The following is a 19,693-nucleotide window of genomic DNA, read 5'->3' as shown; positions in this document are numbered from 1 at the left end:
ATTATTTAATCCCTACCTTTACTCGTGGCTGTACGAAAGGCATCATTTCACGTAATTTACGTCCAACTACTTCGATTTCATGTTCATTTTCCTTCTTATTTGTCGCCTGGAAATTTGGTCTTCCTGCTTTATGCTCTGCAATCCATCCTCTTGCAAATGTGCCATCTTGAATTTCTGCTAACACTTCCCCCATCGCTTTCTTCGTATCTTCAGTAACAACGCGTGGTCCTGATACGAAGTCCCCCCACTGTGCTGTATCTGAAACTGAATATCTCATATTTTCAAGTCCACCTTCATACATAAGGTCAACAATTAGTTTTAGTTCATGTAAACATTCAAAATATGCAAGTTCAGGTTGATAACCAGCATCAACTAGCGTTTCAAATCCTGCTTTTACAAGTGCAGTCACTCCGCCGCAAAGTACAGCTTGCTCTCCAAATAAATCTGTTTCTGTTTCTTCTTTAAACGTTGTTTCTAGTACCCCCGCTCTCGTCGCTCCAATTCCATCTGCATAAGAGAGTGCCTTTTCAGTCGCAATTCCTGTTGCATCTTGATATACTGCAAATAATGCAGGAACAGCTCCCCCTTCAGCAAACGTGCGACGCACTAGATGTCCTGGACCTTTCGGTGCTACTAGAAATACATCTACATTAGCTGGCGGTTTTACTTGATCAAAGTGAACATTAAATCCATGCGCGAAAACGAGAGAATTACCTGCTTGTAAATTTGGTGCAATTTCAGCTTCATATACTTCTGGCTGTAATTCATCAGGTAGTAGAATCATTACTACATCTGCTTTTTCAGCCGCTTCTCCTACTGCATATACAGAAAAACCGTCTTCTTTCGCTTTATCCCATGACTTCCCTTTCCTCAGTCCTACTACTACATCAAATCCGTTATCACGTAAGTTTTGCGCATGTGCATGACCTTGCGATCCATAACCGATGATTGCTACTTTCTTTTCCTTTAATACATTTACCGTTACGTCTTTTTCATAATAAACTTTCGCCATTTTCATTTCCCCCTATTTTTTAAATAATTATTGAATTAACATAACTTGTTTATCTTGTTTTTTCATACTACGTGTAAATGCTGTTACACCTGTTCTAGCAATTTCTTTCAAACCGTATGGACGAAGTAATTCAATTAACGCTTCTACTTTCTCCTGAGTACCTGTTACTTGCACCACTATGGAATCCTTCCCAACATCTATTACAGTGGCTCGAAATGGTTCAATTAAACTATATAATTCTGCTCTTGCTACAGAAGTTGCTACCTTAATAAGTGCAAGCTCTCTAGCAATCATTGCTTCTTCTGTAATATCTGATACTTTCAGAACGTCGATTTGTTTATGGAGTTGTTTAATTAACTGCTCAACTTGCTGTTCATTTTCAACGTGTACAACAATCGTCATTCTCGAAATATCTGACGATTCCGTATGACCTACTGAAATACTTTCAATATTAAAATGTCTACGTGTCATAACACCTGTAATGCGATTTAACACACCGCTTTGATTTCGAACTGTCGCTGTTACAATTCTCTTCACCTTTTTTCCACTCCCTCCATTTGGTGAACCCCTTTCCCTGGGGCAACCATCGGCATAACCTTTTCAGATTGAAGTACACGGCAATCAATTACAACAGGCTCTCTTAATTCAATTGCATACTGTAATTGTTGCTTTGCAAGAAGTGGGTCTTCAATACGAACACCTTTTATGCCGTATGCATTGGCAAGTGCGACAAAATCTGGTTGACATGAAAGTAAGGAGTGCGAATATCGCCTATTATAAAATTCCTCTTGCCATTGTCTCACCATCCCTAAAGCTTCATTATTTAAAATAAAAACTTTAACTGGTAAAGAATGCTCTTTTAACACACTAAGTTCTTGCAAGGTCATTTGAAATCCAGCATCACCGACAATTGCAATAACTAGTTCTTCAGGCTTTGCGATTTGTGCACCTATTGCTGCTGGAAACCCGAATCCCATTGTTCCCAATCCCCCAGAGGTTACCCATCTATCTGGTTTTTTCAGTGGATAATATTGGGCTGCCCACATTTGATGTTGCCCAACATCTGTTGTTACAATCGCTTCTCCTTTCGTAATTTCGTATAGCATATCAATTGCATATTGAGGTTTAATACGTTCTGCATGTTCTTTGTAAGAAAGAGGGTATTTTTCTTTTCTACTATTCAATAACGAAAGCCAATCATTGTGATCTACTTCCCCTTCTTTAAAAGTGAGTAGAGCTTCTAATGCTTGCTTCGCACTCGCAACAATAGGGATTTCAGTCGGCACATTTTTCCCAATTTCCGCTGGATCAATATCTATATGTGCAACAATCGCTTCTTTAGCAAAATAAGCTAAATTCCCAGTAAGACGATCATCAAATCTTGCACCTATATTAATAAGCAAGTCACATTCATATAACGCCATATTTGCGGTGTATGAACCGTGCATTCCTCCCATCCCTAGAAATAGTTCATCATCTGGTGGAAACCCACCAAGGCCAAGTAATGTATGAACAACTGGAATATGATATTTGCGAGCAAAACTTGTTAATTCTTTCGATGCTTTCGCATGCAATACACCTGCTCCAGCTAAAATTAATGGCTTTTTTGAGACCGCAATCGCTTGTAATAATTTGTTTATTTGTAGTAGATTCGGTTCGTAATTAGGCTGGTATCCTGGTAAATCCATTTGTACGTCGCTACATCGCTCGCCTTGCTCTACTACCATATCTTTCGGAAGGTCAATAACGACTGGGCCCGGTCTTCCTGTCCTAGCGATATGAAATGCTTCTTTAATAATTCGGGGTAAATCCGATGCTTTTCGCACTTGATAATTATGTTTTGTCACCGGCATCGTAAGCCCCATAATATCCGCTTCTTGGAAAGCATCACTTCCGATTAACGTTGTTGCTACTTGCCCTGTAAATACAACAAGTGGCAATGAATCAATCATCGCGTCAGCTAGACCCGTAATAACATTTGTAGCACCCGGTCCACTTGTTGCAATTACCACTCCTGGATTTCCTGTAATTCTTGCATATCCTTCAGCAGCATGAATTGCACCTTGCTCATGCCTCGTTAAAATATGTGGAATTTCACAATCATAAAGTGCATCATATAGAGGTAAAACCGCACCACCTGGATAACCGAAAATCACTTCTACTCCTTCCTTTTCTAGCGCTTCTAACAATAGCTGTGCACCAGTTGCCAGTTTCTCTTCTGTTTTTGAAGACATTTTTCTTATAAGCCCCCTTTTTTAAACATTTATAAAATAAAAAAATCCTACGTCCACACTCCAGCTATGTGCTGAAGGGACGAAAGATTTCGCGGTACCACCCTTCTTTGCAAGAATACTCTTGCCTCAGTGACTCGGGATGAGTCTAGCTAATAACGGAGCTACCGTCTAAGCCTAAACAAACGTTTCAGCTTAGCACTCAAGGGTGATGTTCGTCGACGTGAACCATCGGTTTCCAGCAACCACCGACTCTCTGTGAGGCTTCACAGTCAACTACTCCTCCCTATCAACGCTTTATCATGTCATAAAGAGCTATTATCCAACTTTATTTTCTTCGTAAATTTTCTCTCCATCTTCTACAACTAATTTACGGAATTCTTCTAATAAACGATTCGTATGTGGCCCTGTTCTACCTAAACCAATCGTTCTTCCATCTACTGTCGTAACAGCAATTACTTCAGCAGCTGTTCCTGTTAAAAACACTTCATCAGCTACATATACATCGTGCCTTGTAAATAATTCTTCTCTTACGTCATATCCAAGTTTTTCGCCGATTTCTAAAATCGCGTTTCGTGTAATACCTTCTAACGCTCCAGCAGAACTTGGTGGTGTAATTAATTTATTTCCCTTCACAATAAATACGTTATCTCCAGAGCCTTCAGCTACGTATCCTTGGTCATTTAACATAAGTGCTTCTTGTACTCCAGCTAGTTTCGCCTCAATGCGAACTAAAATATTATTTAAGTAATTTAAAGATTTTACTTGAGGCGATAAAACATCTGGGCGATTGCGGCGCGTTGCAACTGTTATAATCGGAATCCCTTTTTCATAATATTCTTGTGGGAATAAAGATAATTGCTCTGCAATTACTACTACATTTGGTTTCGTACAAGAATCGGGATCTAATCCCAAATTCCCAGGCCCTCTTGATACAACGAGGCGGATATATCCATTAGATAGTTTGTTTTGTCGAATCGTTTCAACAACGATTTTCGTTGCTTCTTCTAACGTATATGGAATTTCTAACATGATGGATTTCGCTGATTCATATAACCGGACAAGATGCTCTCTCAAACGGAAAACATTACCGCTATATACCCTAATTCCTTCGAACACTCCATCGCCATATAAATAGCCATGATCATATACTGAAACCTTTGCTTCGTCTTTTGGAACAAATTCTCCATTTAAGAAAATCCACTGCTCGTTCACTTGAAAGCGCCCCCCTATGTTCTATGAGTTTTTTATTGTTTCCTAGTTTACTCTCCTTTTCAAATAAATCAAGTGAATTTTTAGAAAATTTTTAATTTTTAATCGTACGTACATCTTTGATTATATTGATTTAACAACATTGTTAACGTTTACAAAAAAACAAATATTTTTTTTCGCCAAATTCTACTAAAAAAATATTTGTTTAAAAGAAGGGTTTTCGCCAATTGATACGAATCTATTGTATTCAATAAACGGACGTCCGATTTTATAAATTCGGGAATATACAACGACTTTTAGTGAAAAAGGGGGAAAATAACAAAAATAACGCTGTCTAAAAATAACATTCATATTTTTCATTTAGTAATCATAATCCTATTTTTAAAAAACAATTTGTCAAATTGAAGGAGGAAATAAAAATGGCGTGTGTACAAATTAAAGGAACGAGACAAGAGGTAGTAGAAATGCTACAACTATTTGATCTAATGGATTCGAAAGGTTTTTGTAAATTCGATAATTATGTAGAGGTGGAACCTAATAACAAAGAACATAACAACTTTATTGCTTCAATCGGCATTCAATCTAATACTACTTTCGCCCAAGATACAGTAAACGATCAATTCGTTAGTCAAATGCTTACGGGTGTATATAACGACTAAACAAATATTCTCTTCCTACCTTTTTTTATAAATATATGCTATGTACTTGAGCATACTAGCAATTAGATGGTAGGAGGTGAGAATTATGGCTAGAATTGGTGTTGAAAACTCTTTAACAGATGTTCAGCATGCTCTTCAGCAACAAGGGCATGAAGTCGTTTCACTTAACTCTGAACATGATGCACAAGGTTGTGATTGTTGTGTTGTAACTGGGCAAGATTCTAATATAATGGGCATTGCAGATACATCGATAAAAGGATCTGTAATTACAGCACATGGTTTAACAACAGATGAAATTTGTCAGCAAGTTGAAAACCGCACTTAATCATTTTTATCACATTATTTGTGAGCTAACATTTAACGGGAATGGTCTCACTGATGATAGTTTCAATTTATCTATAGAAAGAGGGCTCCTTTTCAAAAGGAGCCCTCTTTTTTATATTCACCTAACGGGAAAGTAACATATACTGGATGAAAGCCCTACCTCTCTCTCATCATTACGGTTCCACTGACCGCTCCTTGATTCACTAGTATACATATAAAGCTTACATATACAATTTATAGGGTTTGTTCACAAAAGTTGTTGGTAAGACTACCCGATCTTTCGCAAACTTTTCGTATTATATTCATAAGATTTATTTACTTTACACTAGCTTTAACCGAGACACGAATTAAAATTTTAACACCAATACAATAACTTGTCAACATTTTTTTACAAATTTAAAACAGACATTAACGGTTTGTCTGTTTTAGAATGGAGCTTTTTCTTTTATTACATATACAACAAAACCGCTTACTAACATAAATAAGCCAACTACTAAGTTTTTGATATTAATCATAAATTCCTCTCCCTTATTCCACACATCATATATATTTACAGTTCAATTATTCCGATCATCCTAAAGCGCACTTTTTCTAATATATCATAATTCCTAAAAAATGCAAGTTCACTTTTGGCGACCATTTACAAATTTATCTAAAGTGCTTGGGACAGTATTTAAAGCCTTTTCAATTAAATGTGTACTACTATTGAGGTGTAATACTTGCACACCGTTAGAACCAACTACTAAAAAAGCAACTGGGCTAATAGAAACCCCAGCCCCGCTTCCGCCTCCGAATGGATGACTTTGCTTGTTCTCTTTATGCTGCCCTTGTCCGTTATTATGTTTTTCGGAAATAAAATCACCTTTAAAGTCACTTCCGCCGGCACCAAAACCAAAAGCAACTTGGGATACTGTTAATACTACATTTCCATCAGTTGTTGAAACTGGACTTCCAACAATCGTATTTACATCTACCATTTCTTTTAAATTGGTCATTGCTGTTTTCATTAAATTTTCAATTGGATGTTCCATTATGTATTGCACCCTTTCCTCATTATTCTTTTTTATACTTTCCAAAATAGAGGAAGTCATACTTAGTTTTCCTATTTTGAAAAAACATTTTTACTTTCCAATTGGATATTACTCCCTGTACAGGCTCGGATAAAGTGAAACTTTAATCAGTGGGGCTTTTGTTCATCCCCCACTGATTATTAGCCCGCACCAATCGTGCGTTTACGGGGAGCCCGACTCCCACCTAACTTCTTCGCTCCAGCCGAATCTTGAGGCGGGAGTCTTACTGCACGCAAATAGAGGGATAAAAACAGTAAAGAGAAACATACTATTATTGAACCTTGTTATGAAAGGAGTCCTTACTTTGACTGAGAAATTTGATGAATATAAAAAAAGAGATCGAATAGATAGTGATTATAGTGACTATAAAGAAGAATACGCAGCTGAAGTTGCGCCACAGCGTATTGATTATGATGATAAAGATAACGATGATGTAAGATCATCTGCAGCTGGATCGACTGCTGGTTTTATTGCTCTTGCTTTAGCAATATTATCGCTATTCACATTCCCAACACTGTTTGGTCTTGTGTCTGTTTTACTCGGTATTTACGCATATAATCGTGGGGCTACTGTAACTGGCGGTATCGCTGCCATTGTAGGTGGTATCGCTGCACTCATTGCGATTTTATTCCGAGTGGCGCTTATTGGTTTATTGTTCTCTCTTTTTTAAAAAGAAAAAGGTATCTCGCTTTATGCGGGATACCTTATCCTGTAAATACATCTTCTGATGGATATTTAATTTTTTGTTTCGCTGGTCGTGCCAAAGAGAAAACAAGTGTTAACGGTCCGATTAATCCACAAAACATAACAAACATAATAATACATTTTCCAAACGCCGATAGCTTCGCAGTAATCCCCATCGTTAACCCTACTGTGCCAAATGCTGAAATTGTCTCAAATAATAACTGAATAAAACTGAAGTCTTCTGTAAGCATTAATACAAATACCGCTGTAAAAATAAGTATTTGACTAGCAACGACAATTGCTAACGCTCTCGTTACTGTCGACATTTTAATCGTACGCTGAAATAAAACAAAATCCTCTTTCTTTCTAAAGAAAGAAAGAACTGATGTAATTAATATAACGAATGTCGTTAACTTAATTCCACCACCTGTCGATACACTTCCTGCACCAATAAACATTAATATCATCGTAAATAATATCGATGACTCTTCCATGCCGCCATAATCTATCGTGTTAAAACCGGCTGTACGAGGTGTAATTCCTTGGAAGAACGAAGCCCATAACTTTTCATTTAAAGATAGTTGTCCCAAAGTCTTCACATTATTATATTCCAATACAAAAATCACAATCATCGCAATAATGTTAAGTGCTATCGTTCCAACAATCATGATCTTGGAGTGAAGTGATAATTTTCGGAAACTGCGGCTATACCATATATCAATTAATACCGTAAACCCTAGCCCTCCTATTACAATTAAAGAACAAATCCCAATATTAATAATAGGGTCTCCTACATATCTTGTTAAATTATCTGGCCAAAGCGCAAAACCGGCATTATTATATGACGCAATAACGTGAAAAATACTATAGTATAAACCTTTTCCAAATCCAAACTCTGGAATAAAGCGAATCGATAAAAAGATAACTCCAATTAGCTCAATACAAATAGAAAAAATAAAAACTCGTTTCACTAATTTCACAAGACCACCAATATTTGTTTGATTAAATGCTTCTCCAATTAATAATCGGTGACGTAAACCAATTTTTTTACCTAATACCCAAACAATTAAAATGGCTATCGTCATAAGACCGAGACCACCTGTTTGAATTAAAAACATAATAACAATTTCACCAAACATCGTAAACGTACTTGCAGTATCTATAACACCTAAACCCGTTACAGTCGCTGCCGACGTAGCTGTGAAGAAAGCATCTACCCAACTAATATGTACTTTCGTTGCAAACGGTAACTTTAATAACAATCCTCCGACCACAATTAAACAAAAAAAGCCTAATGCTAAAATTTGTGGTGGATTTAATCGTATAAGGCGATTATACAACCCTTGTTTTTTTGCTATTTCCATATCACTAACTCCCTTTATCAAGCGAAGCTTTTATCCCCTCATAAATAAAGACTCTTTAAGAGCCTACAAGTAGAAGGATAAACCTTATATTCTTATAACATAGTTGAGCATAATCCTTTTTTTCATAGATTTCAACTTTTATTTATATTCAGACTCCCATCATTTTACAAAAGAATATTTTCTATTATATCTCCACTTATACTATAACTCTTACAACAACACCAACAACTATTTATCCCTTTTCAAATCCCCATATCTTTCACTCCAAGTTCACACGAGGGTCACATCTATCTTTTATAGTATACGTATCGAAGCTGTTCCTCCCTAATTTATAAGACATTCCCCAGTGTCTTTGAATAGCTTCCATCCCTAATTAAATTGACATAAATTGTCCCCTTCCTTAGACCATCCTATATGTGATGGTCTTATTTTTTTGTTCTTTCTATCTTTTATTTAAAACTCCCTCTCTCTTTCACTCTATGTTCACATCTAGGTCACATCTATCTTTTATAGTATACGTATCGGAGCTATTCCTCCCTAATTTATAAGACATTCCCCAGTGTCTTTGAATAGCTTCCATCCCTAATTAAATTGACATAAATTGTCCCCTTCCCTTGACCATCTTTTATATGATGGTCTTATTTTTTTGTTCTTTCTATCTTTTATTTAAAACTCCCTCTCTCTTTCACTCTATGTTCACATCTAGGTCACATCTATCTTTTATAGTATACGTATCGAAGCTGTTCCTCCCTAATTTATAAGACATTCCCCAGTGTCTTTGAATAGCTTCCATCCCTAATTAAATTGACATAAATTGTCCCCTTCCCTTGACCATCTTTTATATGATGGTCTTATTTTTTGTTTCTTTTATCATTTATTTAAAACTCCCCCTCTCTTTCACTCCAAGTTCACACGAGAATCACATCCAACTTTTATAGTATACGTATCGGAGCTGTTCCTCCCTAATTTATAAGACATTCCCCAGTGTCTTTGAATAGCTTCCATCCCTAATTAAATTGACATAAATTGTCCCCTTCCCTAGGCCATCATATGATGGTCTATTTTGTTTTCCACATACATAATTTAACTCTCTTCGCTTATATTGGCACTGCTAGTGTACCAGGTGTTGGACTTGTAATGCTTACGATGGTTTTAAATCAAGCAAATCTACCGGTAGCTTTAATTATTGGTATTGACCGCATTCTAGACATGTCTAGAATGCGGTCAATATTTCTGGCGATGGAATTTGCGCAATGATTGTTTCAAAATCAGAAGAAAAATATAATACTGATCAATCTGCGGCATCTTAAATCAAAAAAAGGAGTGAATCATTTCACTCCTTTTTTGATTTGCTTCCTTTTTTCGAACGATATTCTTTTCCTTTGTTATCATTACCTGTTTCAAATTCAGCACTAAACTCCTGCTGGAATTGCCCTGATTTTGGTGAACCTTGATTTCCACTTCCTTGACTACCATTACGATTCGTCATATTTCCCCCTCCTTCCTTTATTAGTAGTATGGCGCTCTATCTTTTTTCATACACATTTTATTTTTTATCATCCATTACACACAGAAAAAGACCTTCCATATATGAGGAAGGTCTTCTTTTTCATTAGGTAAGCGTTTTCTTATTTGTAATTATTTAAATAAGTTTTTTAGAAATAGATATCATTACATTCATTTCGTCTTCTGAAAGTGCTGAGAATCTTTCTTGTAAATATTTCTTTTTCTCACTTTCCATTTTCGCAACTAAATCTTTCCCTTGTTCTGTAATCTCTAAATATACAACTCGGCGATCTGATGTAGAACGTGAACGAGTTACAAAGCCTTTATTAATTAATTTTTCTGTAACAGCTGTAATATGACTATTCGACACATTTAACTCATTCGCTACACGTGATACCATTTCTTTATTCGTACGGTTCAATATTCTAAGGACGATGAACTCATTCCACGGTATGTAACCACCAAATATTTTTCCAATATCATTACGCAGCGTGCGAAACATAGAAAAAACGTTTGTCGATAGTTCTTCCATTAATTGCTCTCGATTTTGAGACAACTTTGACAGCCCCTTTTATTTCATTTAGTTAAATAAAAACCTTATTAATAATTTTACATGAAATCTTACTTTTTGTCACCTTATTTTCCCATAATTCGTAGTTTTTTAATAAATATTTCATGGTACAATGAAATTGATTTTCCAGAAAAAGGAGTTGGGATAGTGAGTGAAGAAGACAAATTTTCTAATCTCAGTCTAAAAGATAAGACTATTATTATTGGTGTTGTCATTCTTATTCTCATTATATTCTTTGCATTTATATTCTTTGTATATGTAGGAATCTTTCAAATTACAGGTATAGAATATTCATCACGAACAGCTCTACTACTCTTTTTTTCACTTATCCTTTTATTAGATGGTATTACATATTTTATCTTCATTTTCTTTAAAGTACTCCTATATCCAATGATGACAAACATGCCAAATTGGCTCTCAATTGCTCTTCTCTCCATTATTGAAATTACACTAGATTGGTTCGTCATTCATACTGCCGATGACTGGATAGAGAGCGTACAAATGTCCAACATAGCTGAACTATGTGTCGCACTATTCCTTTACACACTAAATAAATTATTTAGTGATAAGAAAGAGTAAGAATACAAGCTTTTCTATATAAAAATTGGTACAATAAAAACAAATCATACTAAAGAGGTGTTACTTATGAACTTACTACAATGGGCTGATAAAGGCATGTCCTTTGATACATATGTGAATGAAATGAAAGTAAACCAATATGAGCTACTACACATTTACAATAACTTTTTAATTCCTAATGAATTACTTCCAGTTTTAGAAGAACGCCAAAATGATGGCTGGCGCGTTATCGTATTAACAGCTGACTGGTGCGGCGACGCTCTTTTATGTGTACCTGTTATGAAACGAATTTCTGAAGTTGCAAATATTGATATGACATTATTAATTCGTGATGAAAACTTAGAATTAATGGATCAATATTTAACAAATGGAACAGCCCGCGCCATTCCAATCTTTATCTTCATTGATAAAGACGGAAATGAACAAGCCGTTTGGGGACCACGCGCTCCAAAAGTACAAGAATTAGTAACTTCCATGCGCGCTACACTGCCTGAAAAAGAAGATCCAACATTCGAGGAAAAACAAAAAGAAATGTACGCTAATTTCCGTGCTACATTAGCTGATGATACTTCTCTTTGGGAGCATGTAATGGAAAGCATGATTGAAAAAGTAGTAAAATAAAAAACATGCCGAATTCGGCATGTTTTTTTATTAAACAAAATTATAATCCTTTTTTCTGAGAATATGCAGCATCTACGCACTCTGCTAAACGTTCCATTTCACCCATATATACCGCACGTGTCATCCATCCAGTCAACTTATACATAATCTTATATAAAAAATTCTTCGGTTCAAATTCTAATATTAAGGTAAGCGATGTGCCTTCTTCATCTTCTTCCAACATATAAGTTGCGGCTGTATAGCCTTGCTTCATGTCACATCCAATTGACACGATATAAGGTGCTTCACACTCTAAAATTTCCGCCTCAAACTCATATATTTTCTTCCCCATCTTTTGCACGGATATATATTTATCACCTTCACGAGGATTATTTACATCTACGTGTGGAGGATACCTATTTTCTACCATAAAGGTACTCCATTCCATTATTTTCTCGTCATTATTTACATAATCAAACACAACATCAATTGGTGCTGGAATTACTATTTCTATTGCAAAACTCACTAAACTGCCCCTCTCAAATACCCTATCGATTTTCGTAAAGTTATTATAACGAAATCATTATGGCATATTTCACATAGTGAAATACAAGTAATTGAAGGTAAAAGTTTTATTTTTCTCTCTCTATAAAAAAATCCCCTATAGAATAGACTTTTTTCCAATGTCTATTCTATAGGGGATTGCTGATAATTTATTATTACATAATGAAGAAATAGAATACCGCAGCTAAAATGAAACGGTAATAAGCGAACGGTGTTAGTTTTACACGACCTAATAATTTTAAGAATGAAACAATTGCAAGCATCGCAACAACGAATGCTGTAATAAATCCAGTTGCAAATAACGGTATATCTGCTGCACTTAATATATCCCAGCTTTTAATTAAATCTAAACCACTTGCAGCTACCATCATTGGTACTGCTAAAATAAACGTATATTCAGCTGCCGCTGTATGCGAAACGCGAGCTAATAAACCACCGCTTATTGTAGATCCAGAGCGAGAAAACCCTGGCCAAAGTGCTAAACATTGGAACATTCCGATTGTAAATGCTTGCTTATATGTGATTTCATCTAATGTTCTTGCTGTACTTGGTTTTGAAAACTTCTCAGCAACAATCATTAAAATACCACCAGCTACTAAGCTAATAACAACCGGACCTGGACCGAATAAGACTTCTTTAATTGCACTATGGAATAATACACCAAGAATTCCGGCAGGAATCATCCCGATAATAATATGTAATAAATTTAACGATGGTCCATCTGTTACTTTCCCGATTCCAACTAATGACCATAGACGCTTCCAAAATATAACAACAACTGCTAAAATCGATCCCAATTGGATAACAACTTCGAAAACTTTCGCTCTCTCGTCGTCAAATCCAAGTAAATGACCTGTTAAAATCATATGTCCTGTTGATGAAACTGGTAAAAACTCTGTTAAACCTTCAACAGCACCCATGATTAATCCAATTAACCAATCAGCCACGAATAGTGCCTCCTTAATAACGAATATGTAATTTTTTCACACCTTATCATAATACCTTATCCCTTTTCAAAGTGCATCCTTTTTTTATTGATTTCATATGTTGCATGCGCGTATTTCTTTTCTATTTTTTGATTAAATTGTATGATAGGAAGAGTTTGGTTTTTATCGGAAAGGGGATTTTATGAAAGAAACTACTTCATTCTCACAAAAGTTAAAGCAATTTGTCTTACTATTTTTCCCGATTTTTGTAACGCAAATGTCATTATTTGCGATGAGCTTTTTTGATACGACAATGTCTGGACATGCAAGTCCTATTGATTTAGCAGGTGTAGCTATCGGAACAAGTATATGGCTTCCAGTTAGTACAGGATTAACAGGAATTTTAATGGCTACTACTCCTATTGTTGCACAACTCGTTGGATCCAAGAAAAAAGAGGATGTTCCCCACGTTGTTATACAAGCAGTATATTTAGCAATTTGTGCTAGTTTCGTTGTCATCCTTATCGGTTTCTTCGCTGTTTCACCTATTTTAAATGGCATGCGCTTAGAAGAACCTGTAGAACGTATTGCAGCACAATTTTTAAGTATCATCGCAATTGGAATTATCCCTTTATTTACTTACACTGTCTTACGAGGATTTATTGATGCATTAGGAAAAACTCGAACAACGATGATTATTACATTACTATCATTACCAATTAACGTAGTATTAAATTACTTATTAATTTTTGGTAACTTCGGCTTTCCAAAACTCGGTGGTGTTGGTGCGGCAATCGCTTCTGCAGCAACATATTGGTGCATTTTAATTATTACAGTCATTATTATTCGTACGAAAGAACCTTTCGCATCTTTCCATGTCTTTAAACAGTTATATCGTCCTTCTCTTGCAAGTTGGAAGGAATTCCTAAAACTTGGCGTCCCGATCGGATTTGCTATCTTTTTTGAAACGAGTATTTTCGCTGCGGTAACACTTATGATGAGTAACTTTAGTACGACAACAATTGCAGCACATCAAGCAGCTATGAACTTTGCTTCCTTGTTATATATGACTCCGCTAAGTTTAGCAATGGCAATGACCATCGCGGTTGGATTCGAAGTTGGAGCAAAACGTTACAATAATGCAAAACAATATGGATTTATCGGCATTGGCTTAGCCCTTGCATTCGCCCTTTTATATTCGATTCTTCTCTATTTCTTTGATGATGAAATTGCTTCTATTTATACGACAGATGTACAAGTTCATCATTTAGCAAAAGAATTTCTTATATTTGCGATTTTATTTCAAATTTCAGATGCGATTGCAACTCCAGTACAAGGAGCACTTCGTGGTTATAAAGACGTAAACGTTGCCTTAATTATGACATTAATTGCTTATTGGGTAATAGGTCTACCTCTTGGCTACATATTCGCAACGTATACTGACTGGGCAGCGAAAGGTTATTGGATTGGTCTTATTATCGGTTTAGCGTTTGGCGCGAGCTTCCTACTTATCCGTCTCTTTCAAGTACAACGAAAATATACAACACAAAACAGCCGCTAAAGATAGAGCGGCTGTTTTCTTTATGCATATTTTTTCTTATAACGTATAACATAATGAAAAAGAAAGGTGGATACATATGGACGAAAAAGAAAAAAATCAATCATTCGATGAAGAATTCGCCCCTGAAATCTCACCTGGATATCGGCAAGATATACATAAGCCACCTAAATATAAAAACACTTCGTTTTTAATGGGCATTACCATTTTCGCTGCTGTATTACTCGTACTCATCATTTTCGTCTATTTTTAAGGAAAGGTGACATATTATATGAAGAAACAAGAATCCAATCGTTCAAAAAGAACTGTGAAAACGGAAAAAGGATATGCAGGAGATTCTGTTCATACATTGAAACAAGTCGAACAAGGAAATTTATACATTGCTCAAAAAGAACTTGGTCAACAAAATGAAAATCTTTAAGATCCCTCTGCTCTTTGAAGTGAGCCCGAATAGTAGTACATAAAAAAACACCTCTGTTGAATTCGCATACTAAGTATGTAAATTCAGCGGAGGTGTTTTTCGTTTGAAGGGAAGAGTACATTACCCAAAAGAAGTAAAGTGGAAAGTGATTAATTTGATATTAAAAAGATCCCACCATTTTAGTCCTATCTAAAATGGTGGGATCCGATTTATTTTCTAGTTAGTCACTTATTAAAAGTAAAGCTGTTAAGTTGCCTTACAAATTTTCTTCAAAAAGTTCCGGTAAAAATTTACTGAACTGACTCATTTCTTCTACATTGTGTTTATATAAACCACTTAGATTAATAAATGGTGGTAATCCTTTCGGGAAAATGAATGTAGAAGTCATTACTGTACCATTCTCGGATTTTTCGTATTGATGTATTACTTGTGAAATTACATCGTCATTATCATCTAAACATGAACCCATTAAAACATGGCTGTAATGGGTATTTATAGGACATTTTTTAGAATCTTCCCATCTAATCCTTAGTGGAAATTCCACTCCATCCCCCGCAGATTCGATTGAAACTGATATGGCTCCTACATGCCCATGTACTTTAGGGTCAACTAACCACTTAAAATCAACATGTTCTTCTGGATGCCATAGTTTATATCGCTCAGGAGTATCAATATTATCCCACCACCAGTCAATCATTTCTGGTGTTACGCCATTCAATTTATGTTCAACTACTAGTGATACTTGGTTTTTCATTTCTATACCTCCTGTTTTTTAACCAACACAGTGTTGGTTATTTATATTAAGTATTATAGTATGGGTATCGTATGTGTTCAATAAACAGAAATAGCTGATCTGTTGCATTCTGAACATTTTATAACAATATGTCTAAAAAAATTCAGGAGGGAAAAAATTTACAAAAACAAAGTGAAAGTGATACATATAGAAAGAAAATTCCGATATCATAAGGTAGAATACCCTAAAACGAGGAACGATTATGGGCTCTTATAAACAGTACACTTATTTCTCACCACGATCCATTACTCATTCACCGCATCACTAGTTTTTATCAATACAGCCCTTTACTACATAACCTCATCTATAACATTGAGACAAATAACGAAATAGAAATAAACAAGAGTGTAAAACAACTGCAAGCGATATTACAGGGACGAGATTAAATTCTCTCCCTATATTCTCTCTCCTCATACATCATTAACTTTTTATCCATTTCAACAATAACTTTATACAATTGAAACGCCTGTAAAATTTGCAGTTGAATTCCAAAAGGAGCATTTTGTTCTTTTAACCATTGAAATACTTTCGTTTCATCTTTCATTGATTATTCCTCCCCTTATAAAATTTTCTACAAATATACCGTAAATGATGAAAAGCTTTTCATGTCAATAATAAAAAGAATGCAAAATTGCATCCTTTAATGTACGATATTTTTCTTCTGCAATGTTTCCTCTTTTGCCTCTTCTACTTGGCATTCGCTACGAAAGGCACAACTCATGCACTCAGAACGAACATTACGCTCTGTGTAGTGCTCAGGTTGTTGCAGCATTTCTTTCATTCTAAATAAATCATCCATTCCAGTTATAATATCTTCCTGTTTTGGAACGTACTCATACTTAGTTCCTTCTATTAAATTAATCACTTCGATTTTTCCTGGAAGAATGCCGAAAGCTTTATAACTAAACACAGTCATTAACTTCTGACACAGAGCTAGCATTTCTTCATTTGCATCAATAACATACTTTTTAATTGTAAATGATTCTGTACTCCACTCACCAACTTCAAATGTCAATGAAATATGAACACCTAACTCTTCCATATATGTTTGAAACTTCTCATATAAAAATAACGGCGGCGCCTGACTCTCATCTCTTTCAACAAACTGTAATAAATGATCAGTTAACTTCGCTAAAACAATATAGTACTCCGCCTTTGAAGCAAACATATTAATCCTTACTTTTTTCCAGTACTTTTCTATTAATATTAAAAGTACAATTTTCGTTTGTTGGCCCGCAGGTAGCGTGTAATATTCATTAATAATTTGATTCACAATCATTTGTGCTATTTGTTGCCATTCAAATGAAGAAGGTTCTCTTCTTTTTATATGACGGAAATAAAATTTGTGTGGACAACGCATAAAATCATACAAATGGTAATCTGTCATCGTTTTGATTGCGATTTTTTCATGCAATTGCTCTTCATCTCCCTTCTGCCATTAAGAAAGGTGTTTTACGAATTCAGCTCCAAACTGTAAACATTTTTCTACATCTTCATCTTCTGGCGTTAATTCTACTTTCAATCCTTCTAACACAACTGCTGCCCCGCGCTCCTGCAGCTTTTCTATTAAAATATCAACCGCTACCCCGTATTTCGGATAAGCCGAATCACAAGAACCGAATGCTGCTGCTTTTTTACCAGTTAAGTTAATAGAATCCATTGCATCATAAAAATCTAAAAAATCATCAGGAAGATCACCATCTCCCCAAGTATAAGCACCTAAAATAATACCGTCATATTGCTCTAATATAGAAGCTTCTGGTGAATCCATAATATCAATGACTTCAATTTCATTTTCTGTTTCACGAATTGCACCCGCAATATGATCAGCCATTTCCTCCGTATTTCCACTCATACTTGCAAAAATCATTACTAACTTACTCAACTGAATCTCTCCCTTTACTATGTATCGCTTTTTCTATTTGAATTATTTTCTTCTCATCTACATATTCAGAACGAATTATATTTCGTTGCCATTCAATATGCTTATCAACATCTTTATTTTTTAATCCCCTTCGTAAAAGGTGAAATGTTTTTCTCATTAAGATTCCTCATTCGTTTCATTGATAATAATTATCAATTCCGATTATACTATTAGATTAATTGAAATTGATTATCAAAGTCAATGACTATTTTTTAAAAAATAGTTAAAATGTACAAGCTTGTCCGTTAGCTATTCATATACTATAAATGAGCATAGTTCTTTCTCAGCCCTCTCTGACGGAAGAAATAGAAGCAACTGCGATAGAGCGCAGTTGCTTTTTTTTATACTTTTCTATGATTTTAGTAATCTTATCGTTGTTTCTAAAAATAATTCTACTCCATAAATTAAAGCTGATTCATCTACATCAAATTTCGGATGATGATGTGGATAACAAGTATCAATATTTTTATTCCCTGTTCCTAATTTAATGAAACAACCAGGTGCTTTTCTTAAATACGCTGAAAAATCTTCTCCTCCCATAGAAGGTTCAAGATGCACAATACGCTGATTTCCGAACAATTCTATCGCACTTTTTTCTACTATTTTCGTAATGTACTCATTATTAACAACTGGATCATATCCGTAACGATACGTATATGTATAATCCCCTCCATGTGCTTCTGTAATTCCTTTCACAATTTGCTCAATTTTCTCTTTTGCTTCCTCTCTTAATGTTTGATTAAAAGATCGAACAGTTCCCATTAAAGCTGCTTTGTTTGGAATGATATTATCGGCCGTTCCCCCATGAAACTGCGTAACTGAAACTACCCTTTGCATGAAAGCACTTGTATTTCTTGATACGATATGTTGTAAATTTGTAATAATTTGTGCTCCGATAGCAATAGGATCTATCGTTTCTTCTGGTCGTGCCGCATGACCGCCCTTTCCTAAAATTTCAATTGTAAATACGTCTGGTGCTGCCATCATAGGGCCATATACAATTCCTACCTTCCCACTTTCTAATCCAGACATAACGTGCAAACCTATTACATAATCGACGCCGTCCATAACACCGGCCTCCACCATTTCTTGTCCGCCACCGGGATACACTTCCTCTGCGTGCTGAAAGAACAGACGGATTTCGCCTGCAAAATCTTCCTTCATATTTGCTATCGTCTCTGCTGTACTTAATAAAATAGCTGCATGTGCATCGTGCCCGCATGCGTGCATGACACCTTTATTAACCGATCCATATGGCTTTAGTGTCTCTTCTTGAATTGGTAATGCGTCTATATCCGCTCGAATAGCAACTATTTTTCCTTTTTTCACGCTCCTTTTAATGGCTAGTACACTATACTTAGTCGGTCTTGTTACTTCAAAATAAGAAAATGAACATAATGTATCATATATAAATTGCGAAGTTTCTTTTTCATGAAATGATAATTCTGGATATTTATGGAAATACCGTCTCCATTTAATGATATTTTCTTCTGAAATAAAACTCCTCCACTCTCTTTTCATAATAATTCCCTCCTTTTAAAAGGCTCTATACCTTGAAAATGTACTAAGTACCCCGTGATTATTAGCCCACTCCAATTCAGGAATAACAAAACAAATATTATATTTTCACGCCTTCTCACAATCCACTTTTATGTATTCATACAATCCACTTTCTTTTCACATGACAAACCCATT

25 protein-coding genes, 2 pseudogenes and 1 other annotated feature are annotated in these 19,693 nt (G+C 35.4%); of the genes and pseudogenes, 10 read left to right on the top strand and 17 right to left on the bottom strand.

All coding sequences use genetic code 11. The features are described 5' to 3' along the window. Position 1: 1 nt before the first annotated feature. The 4 genes from ilvC to ilvE all read right to left on the bottom strand — a co-directional run bounded on the left by ilvC (position 2) and on the right by ilvE (position 4,458). Positions 2-1,012, bottom strand: coding sequence for a ketol-acid reductoisomerase (gene ilvC / locus QUF93_RS09220; RefSeq protein WP_002117458.1), 1,011 nt, complete (start codon positions 1,010-1,012; stop codon positions 2-4). Between the two features lie 27 nt (positions 1,013-1,039). Continuing rightward, positions 1,040-1,549: an acetolactate synthase small subunit gene (ilvN, locus tag QUF93_RS09215; protein WP_000822949.1), complete on the bottom strand. Its 510-nt coding sequence runs from the start codon at positions 1,547-1,549 to the stop codon at positions 1,040-1,042. Beyond that, positions 1,546-3,246 carry an acetolactate synthase large subunit gene (gene ilvB / locus QUF93_RS09210; protein ID WP_289358553.1) on the bottom strand — a complete coding sequence of 567 codons (1,701 nt, stop codon included), beginning with the start codon at positions 3,244-3,246 and terminating at the stop codon, positions 1,546-1,548. The genes ilvN and ilvB overlap by 4 nt, the downstream gene beginning before the upstream one ends. A gap of 72 nt (positions 3,247-3,318) precedes the next feature. Then, positions 3,319-3,545 (bottom strand) — a binding site (T-box leader). Between the two features lie 16 nt (positions 3,546-3,561). Then, positions 3,562-4,458, bottom strand: a complete 897-nt coding sequence (gene ilvE, locus QUF93_RS09205) for a branched-chain-amino-acid transaminase (protein WP_002011723.1) — start codon at positions 4,456-4,458, stop codon at positions 3,562-3,564. Positions 4,459-4,874: 416 nt separating this feature from the next. On the opposite strand from ilvE, the gene QUF93_RS09200 reads away from it, so the two are divergent. Both QUF93_RS09200 and QUF93_RS09195 read left to right on the top strand, forming a co-directional pair. Then, positions 4,875-5,114 (top strand): DUF3911 family protein, encoded by a 240-nt coding sequence (locus tag QUF93_RS09200; protein ID WP_002117451.1) that lies wholly within the window; start codon positions 4,875-4,877, stop codon positions 5,112-5,114. 85 nt (positions 5,115-5,199) lie between these two features. After that, entirely contained in the window at positions 5,200-5,439 is a 240-nt protein-coding gene (locus QUF93_RS09195) for a YkuS family protein (RefSeq protein WP_289358552.1), read from the top strand. Between the two features lie 424 nt (positions 5,440-5,863). On the opposite strand, the gene QUF93_RS09190 is transcribed toward QUF93_RS09195, so the two are convergent. Both QUF93_RS09190 and ytfJ read right to left on the bottom strand, forming a co-directional pair. Continuing rightward, entirely contained in the window at positions 5,864-5,953 is a 90-nt protein-coding gene (locus QUF93_RS09190; RefSeq protein WP_000608227.1) for a hypothetical protein, read from the bottom strand. A 108-nt stretch (positions 5,954-6,061) separates the two neighbouring features. Continuing rightward, the gene (gene ytfJ / locus QUF93_RS09185) at positions 6,062-6,529 is read right to left on the bottom strand and encodes a GerW family sporulation protein (RefSeq protein ID WP_289358551.1); all 468 of its coding nucleotides are present in this window, start codon (positions 6,527-6,529) and stop codon (positions 6,062-6,064) included. Positions 6,530-6,812: 283 nt separating this feature from the next. Here ytfJ and QUF93_RS09180 point away from each other — a divergent pair, with 283 nt between their 5' ends. Further along, positions 6,813-7,178: a hypothetical protein gene (locus QUF93_RS09180; protein WP_000136552.1), complete on the top strand. Its 366-nt coding sequence runs from the start codon at positions 6,813-6,815 to the stop codon at positions 7,176-7,178. Positions 7,179-7,212: 34 nt separating this feature from the next. Here QUF93_RS09180 and QUF93_RS09175 read toward each other — a convergent pair whose 3' ends face one another. Beyond that, the gene (locus QUF93_RS09175) at positions 7,213-8,556 is read right to left on the bottom strand and encodes a TrkH family potassium uptake protein (protein ID WP_289358550.1); all 1,344 of its coding nucleotides are present in this window, start codon (positions 8,554-8,556) and stop codon (positions 7,213-7,215) included. A gap of 1,089 nt (positions 8,557-9,645) precedes the next feature. On the opposite strand from QUF93_RS09175, the pseudogene QUF93_RS09170 reads away from it, so the two are divergent. Then, positions 9,646-9,866: pseudogene (locus QUF93_RS09170) on the top strand (cation:dicarboxylate symporter family transporter); the annotation flags it as partial. 23 nt (positions 9,867-9,889) lie between these two features. Here QUF93_RS09170 and QUF93_RS09165 read toward each other — a convergent pair. Both QUF93_RS09165 and QUF93_RS09160 read right to left on the bottom strand, forming a co-directional pair. After that, positions 9,890-10,045 (bottom strand): hypothetical protein, encoded by a 156-nt coding sequence (locus QUF93_RS09165; RefSeq protein WP_002149538.1) that lies wholly within the window; start codon positions 10,043-10,045, stop codon positions 9,890-9,892. 153 nt (positions 10,046-10,198) lie between these two features. Next, entirely contained in the window at positions 10,199-10,618 is a 420-nt protein-coding gene (locus QUF93_RS09160; protein ID WP_289358549.1) for a MarR family winged helix-turn-helix transcriptional regulator, read from the bottom strand. Between the two features lie 162 nt (positions 10,619-10,780). On the opposite strand from QUF93_RS09160, the gene QUF93_RS09155 reads away from it, so the two are divergent. Both QUF93_RS09155 and QUF93_RS09150 read left to right on the top strand, forming a co-directional pair. Continuing rightward, positions 10,781-11,212: a regulatory YrvL family protein gene (locus QUF93_RS09155; RefSeq protein ID WP_289358547.1), complete on the top strand. Its 432-nt coding sequence runs from the start codon at positions 10,781-10,783 to the stop codon at positions 11,210-11,212. Positions 11,213-11,245: 33 nt separating this feature from the next. Next, on the top strand, positions 11,246-11,833 hold the full coding sequence (locus QUF93_RS09150; RefSeq protein ID WP_080018400.1) for a thioredoxin family protein: 588 nt from the start codon (positions 11,246-11,248) through the stop codon (positions 11,831-11,833). Positions 11,834-11,873: 40 nt separating this feature from the next. Here QUF93_RS09150 and QUF93_RS09145 read toward each other — a convergent pair whose 3' ends face one another. Further along, positions 11,874-12,338 (bottom strand): SRPBCC family protein, encoded by a 465-nt coding sequence (locus QUF93_RS09145; protein WP_212935449.1) that lies wholly within the window; start codon positions 12,336-12,338, stop codon positions 11,874-11,876. A gap of 193 nt (positions 12,339-12,531) precedes the next feature. Beyond that, complete coding sequence (gene uppP / locus QUF93_RS09140) at positions 12,532-13,323, bottom strand: bacitracin resistance undecaprenyl-diphosphatase (RefSeq protein ID WP_002201211.1); 792 nt, start codon at positions 13,321-13,323, stop codon at positions 12,532-12,534. A gap of 181 nt (positions 13,324-13,504) precedes the next feature. On the opposite strand from uppP, the gene QUF93_RS09135 reads away from it, so the two are divergent. The 3 genes from QUF93_RS09135 to QUF93_RS09125 all read left to right on the top strand — a co-directional run bounded on the left by QUF93_RS09135 (position 13,505) and on the right by QUF93_RS09125 (position 15,281). Further along, positions 13,505-14,863, top strand: coding sequence for an MATE family efflux transporter (locus QUF93_RS09135; RefSeq protein WP_289358546.1), 1,359 nt, complete (start codon positions 13,505-13,507; stop codon positions 14,861-14,863). Positions 14,864-14,939: 76 nt separating this feature from the next. Continuing rightward, positions 14,940-15,113: a 2-isopropylmalate synthase gene (locus QUF93_RS09130; protein ID WP_289358545.1), complete on the top strand. Its 174-nt coding sequence runs from the start codon at positions 14,940-14,942 to the stop codon at positions 15,111-15,113. Positions 15,114-15,131: 18 nt separating this feature from the next. Then, complete coding sequence (locus QUF93_RS09125; protein ID WP_002149552.1) at positions 15,132-15,281, top strand: hypothetical protein; 150 nt, start codon at positions 15,132-15,134, stop codon at positions 15,279-15,281. Positions 15,282-15,537: 256 nt separating this feature from the next. Here QUF93_RS09125 and QUF93_RS09120 read toward each other — a convergent pair whose 3' ends face one another. Continuing rightward, positions 15,538-16,035, bottom strand: a complete 498-nt coding sequence (locus tag QUF93_RS09120; RefSeq protein WP_289358544.1) for a DAPG hydrolase family protein — start codon at positions 16,033-16,035, stop codon at positions 15,538-15,540. A 257-nt stretch (positions 16,036-16,292) separates the two neighbouring features. Between QUF93_RS09120 and QUF93_RS09115 the strand changes: the two are divergent. Further along, a pseudogene (locus QUF93_RS09115) lies at positions 16,293-16,460 on the top strand (aminoglycoside phosphotransferase family protein); the annotation flags it as partial. Here the strand turns inward: QUF93_RS09115 and QUF93_RS09110 are convergent. From QUF93_RS09110 to QUF93_RS09090, 5 genes are all read right to left on the bottom strand, one after another. Then, entirely contained in the window at positions 16,457-16,618 is a 162-nt protein-coding gene (locus QUF93_RS09110) for a hypothetical protein (protein WP_002149564.1), read from the bottom strand. The pseudogene QUF93_RS09115 and the gene QUF93_RS09110 sit on opposite strands and share 4 nt — an antisense overlap. 96 nt (positions 16,619-16,714) lie before the next feature. Continuing rightward, positions 16,715-17,488, bottom strand: coding sequence for a hypothetical protein (locus QUF93_RS09105; protein WP_289358543.1), 774 nt, complete (start codon positions 17,486-17,488; stop codon positions 16,715-16,717). Positions 17,489-17,512: 24 nt separating this feature from the next. Continuing rightward, positions 17,513-17,959, bottom strand: a complete 447-nt coding sequence (locus tag QUF93_RS09100) for a flavodoxin (RefSeq protein ID WP_289358542.1) — start codon at positions 17,957-17,959, stop codon at positions 17,513-17,515. Further along, a complete protein-coding gene (locus QUF93_RS09095; RefSeq protein ID WP_164881586.1) occupies positions 17,952-18,116 on the bottom strand; it encodes a hypothetical protein in 165 nt (54 codons plus the stop codon). The genes QUF93_RS09100 and QUF93_RS09095 overlap by 8 nt, the downstream gene beginning before the upstream one ends. Before the next feature lie 233 nt (positions 18,117-18,349). Then, positions 18,350-19,519 carry an amidohydrolase gene (locus QUF93_RS09090; RefSeq protein WP_289358541.1) on the bottom strand — a complete coding sequence of 390 codons (1,170 nt, stop codon included), beginning with the start codon at positions 19,517-19,519 and terminating at the stop codon, positions 18,350-18,352. Positions 19,520-19,693: the final 174 nt, after the last annotated feature.

This window comes from Bacillus hominis, from assembly GCF_030348325.1.
Classification (GTDB): domain Bacteria; phylum Bacillota; class Bacilli; order Bacillales; family Bacillaceae_G; genus Bacillus_A; species Bacillus_A hominis.
This window is presented reverse-complemented; position numbering and strand designations above follow the sequence as displayed.

Bases quoted from the DNA above. Each gene is read 5' to 3' on its own strand.
- QUF93_RS09175 (WP_289358550.1), bottom strand. From the start codon at position 8,556: ATGGAAATAGCAAAAAAACAAGGGTTGTATAATCGCCTTATACGATTA.
- ilvC (WP_002117458.1), bottom strand. From the start codon at position 1,012: ATGGCGAAAGTTTATTATGAAAAAGACGTAACGGTAAATGTATTAAAG.
- QUF93_RS09195 (WP_289358552.1), top strand. From the start codon at position 5,200: ATGGCTAGAATTGGTGTTGAAAACTCTTTAACAGATGTTCAGCATGCT.
- QUF93_RS09120 (WP_289358544.1), bottom strand. From the start codon at position 16,035: ATGAAAAACCAAGTATCACTAGTAGTTGAACATAAATTGAATGGCGTA.
- QUF93_RS09090 (WP_289358541.1), bottom strand. From the start codon at position 19,519: ATGAAAAGAGAGTGGAGGAGTTTTATTTCAGAAGAAAATATCATTAAA.
- ytfJ (WP_289358551.1), bottom strand. From the start codon at position 6,529: ATGACTTCCTCTATTTTGGAAAGTATAAAAAAGAATAATGAGGAAAGG.
- ilvB (WP_289358553.1), bottom strand. From the start codon at position 3,246: ATGTCTTCAAAAACAGAAGAGAAACTGGCAACTGGTGCACAGCTATTG.
- QUF93_RS09190 (WP_000608227.1), bottom strand. From the start codon at position 5,953: ATGATTAATATCAAAAACTTAGTAGTTGGCTTATTTATGTTAGTAAGC.
- QUF93_RS09165 (WP_002149538.1), bottom strand. From the start codon at position 10,045: ATGACGAATCGTAATGGTAGTCAAGGAAGTGGAAATCAAGGTTCACCA.
- QUF93_RS09110 (WP_002149564.1), bottom strand. From the start codon at position 16,618: ATGAAAGATGAAACGAAAGTATTTCAATGGTTAAAAGAACAAAATGCT.
- QUF93_RS09135 (WP_289358546.1), top strand. From the start codon at position 13,505: ATGAAAGAAACTACTTCATTCTCACAAAAGTTAAAGCAATTTGTCTTA.
- QUF93_RS09130 (WP_289358545.1), top strand. From the start codon at position 14,940: ATGGACGAAAAAGAAAAAAATCAATCATTCGATGAAGAATTCGCCCCT.
- QUF93_RS09200 (WP_002117451.1), top strand. From the start codon at position 4,875: ATGGCGTGTGTACAAATTAAAGGAACGAGACAAGAGGTAGTAGAAATG.
- QUF93_RS09125 (WP_002149552.1), top strand. From the start codon at position 15,132: ATGAAGAAACAAGAATCCAATCGTTCAAAAAGAACTGTGAAAACGGAA.
- QUF93_RS09095 (WP_164881586.1), bottom strand. From the start codon at position 18,116: ATGAGAAAAACATTTCACCTTTTACGAAGGGGATTAAAAAATAAAGAT.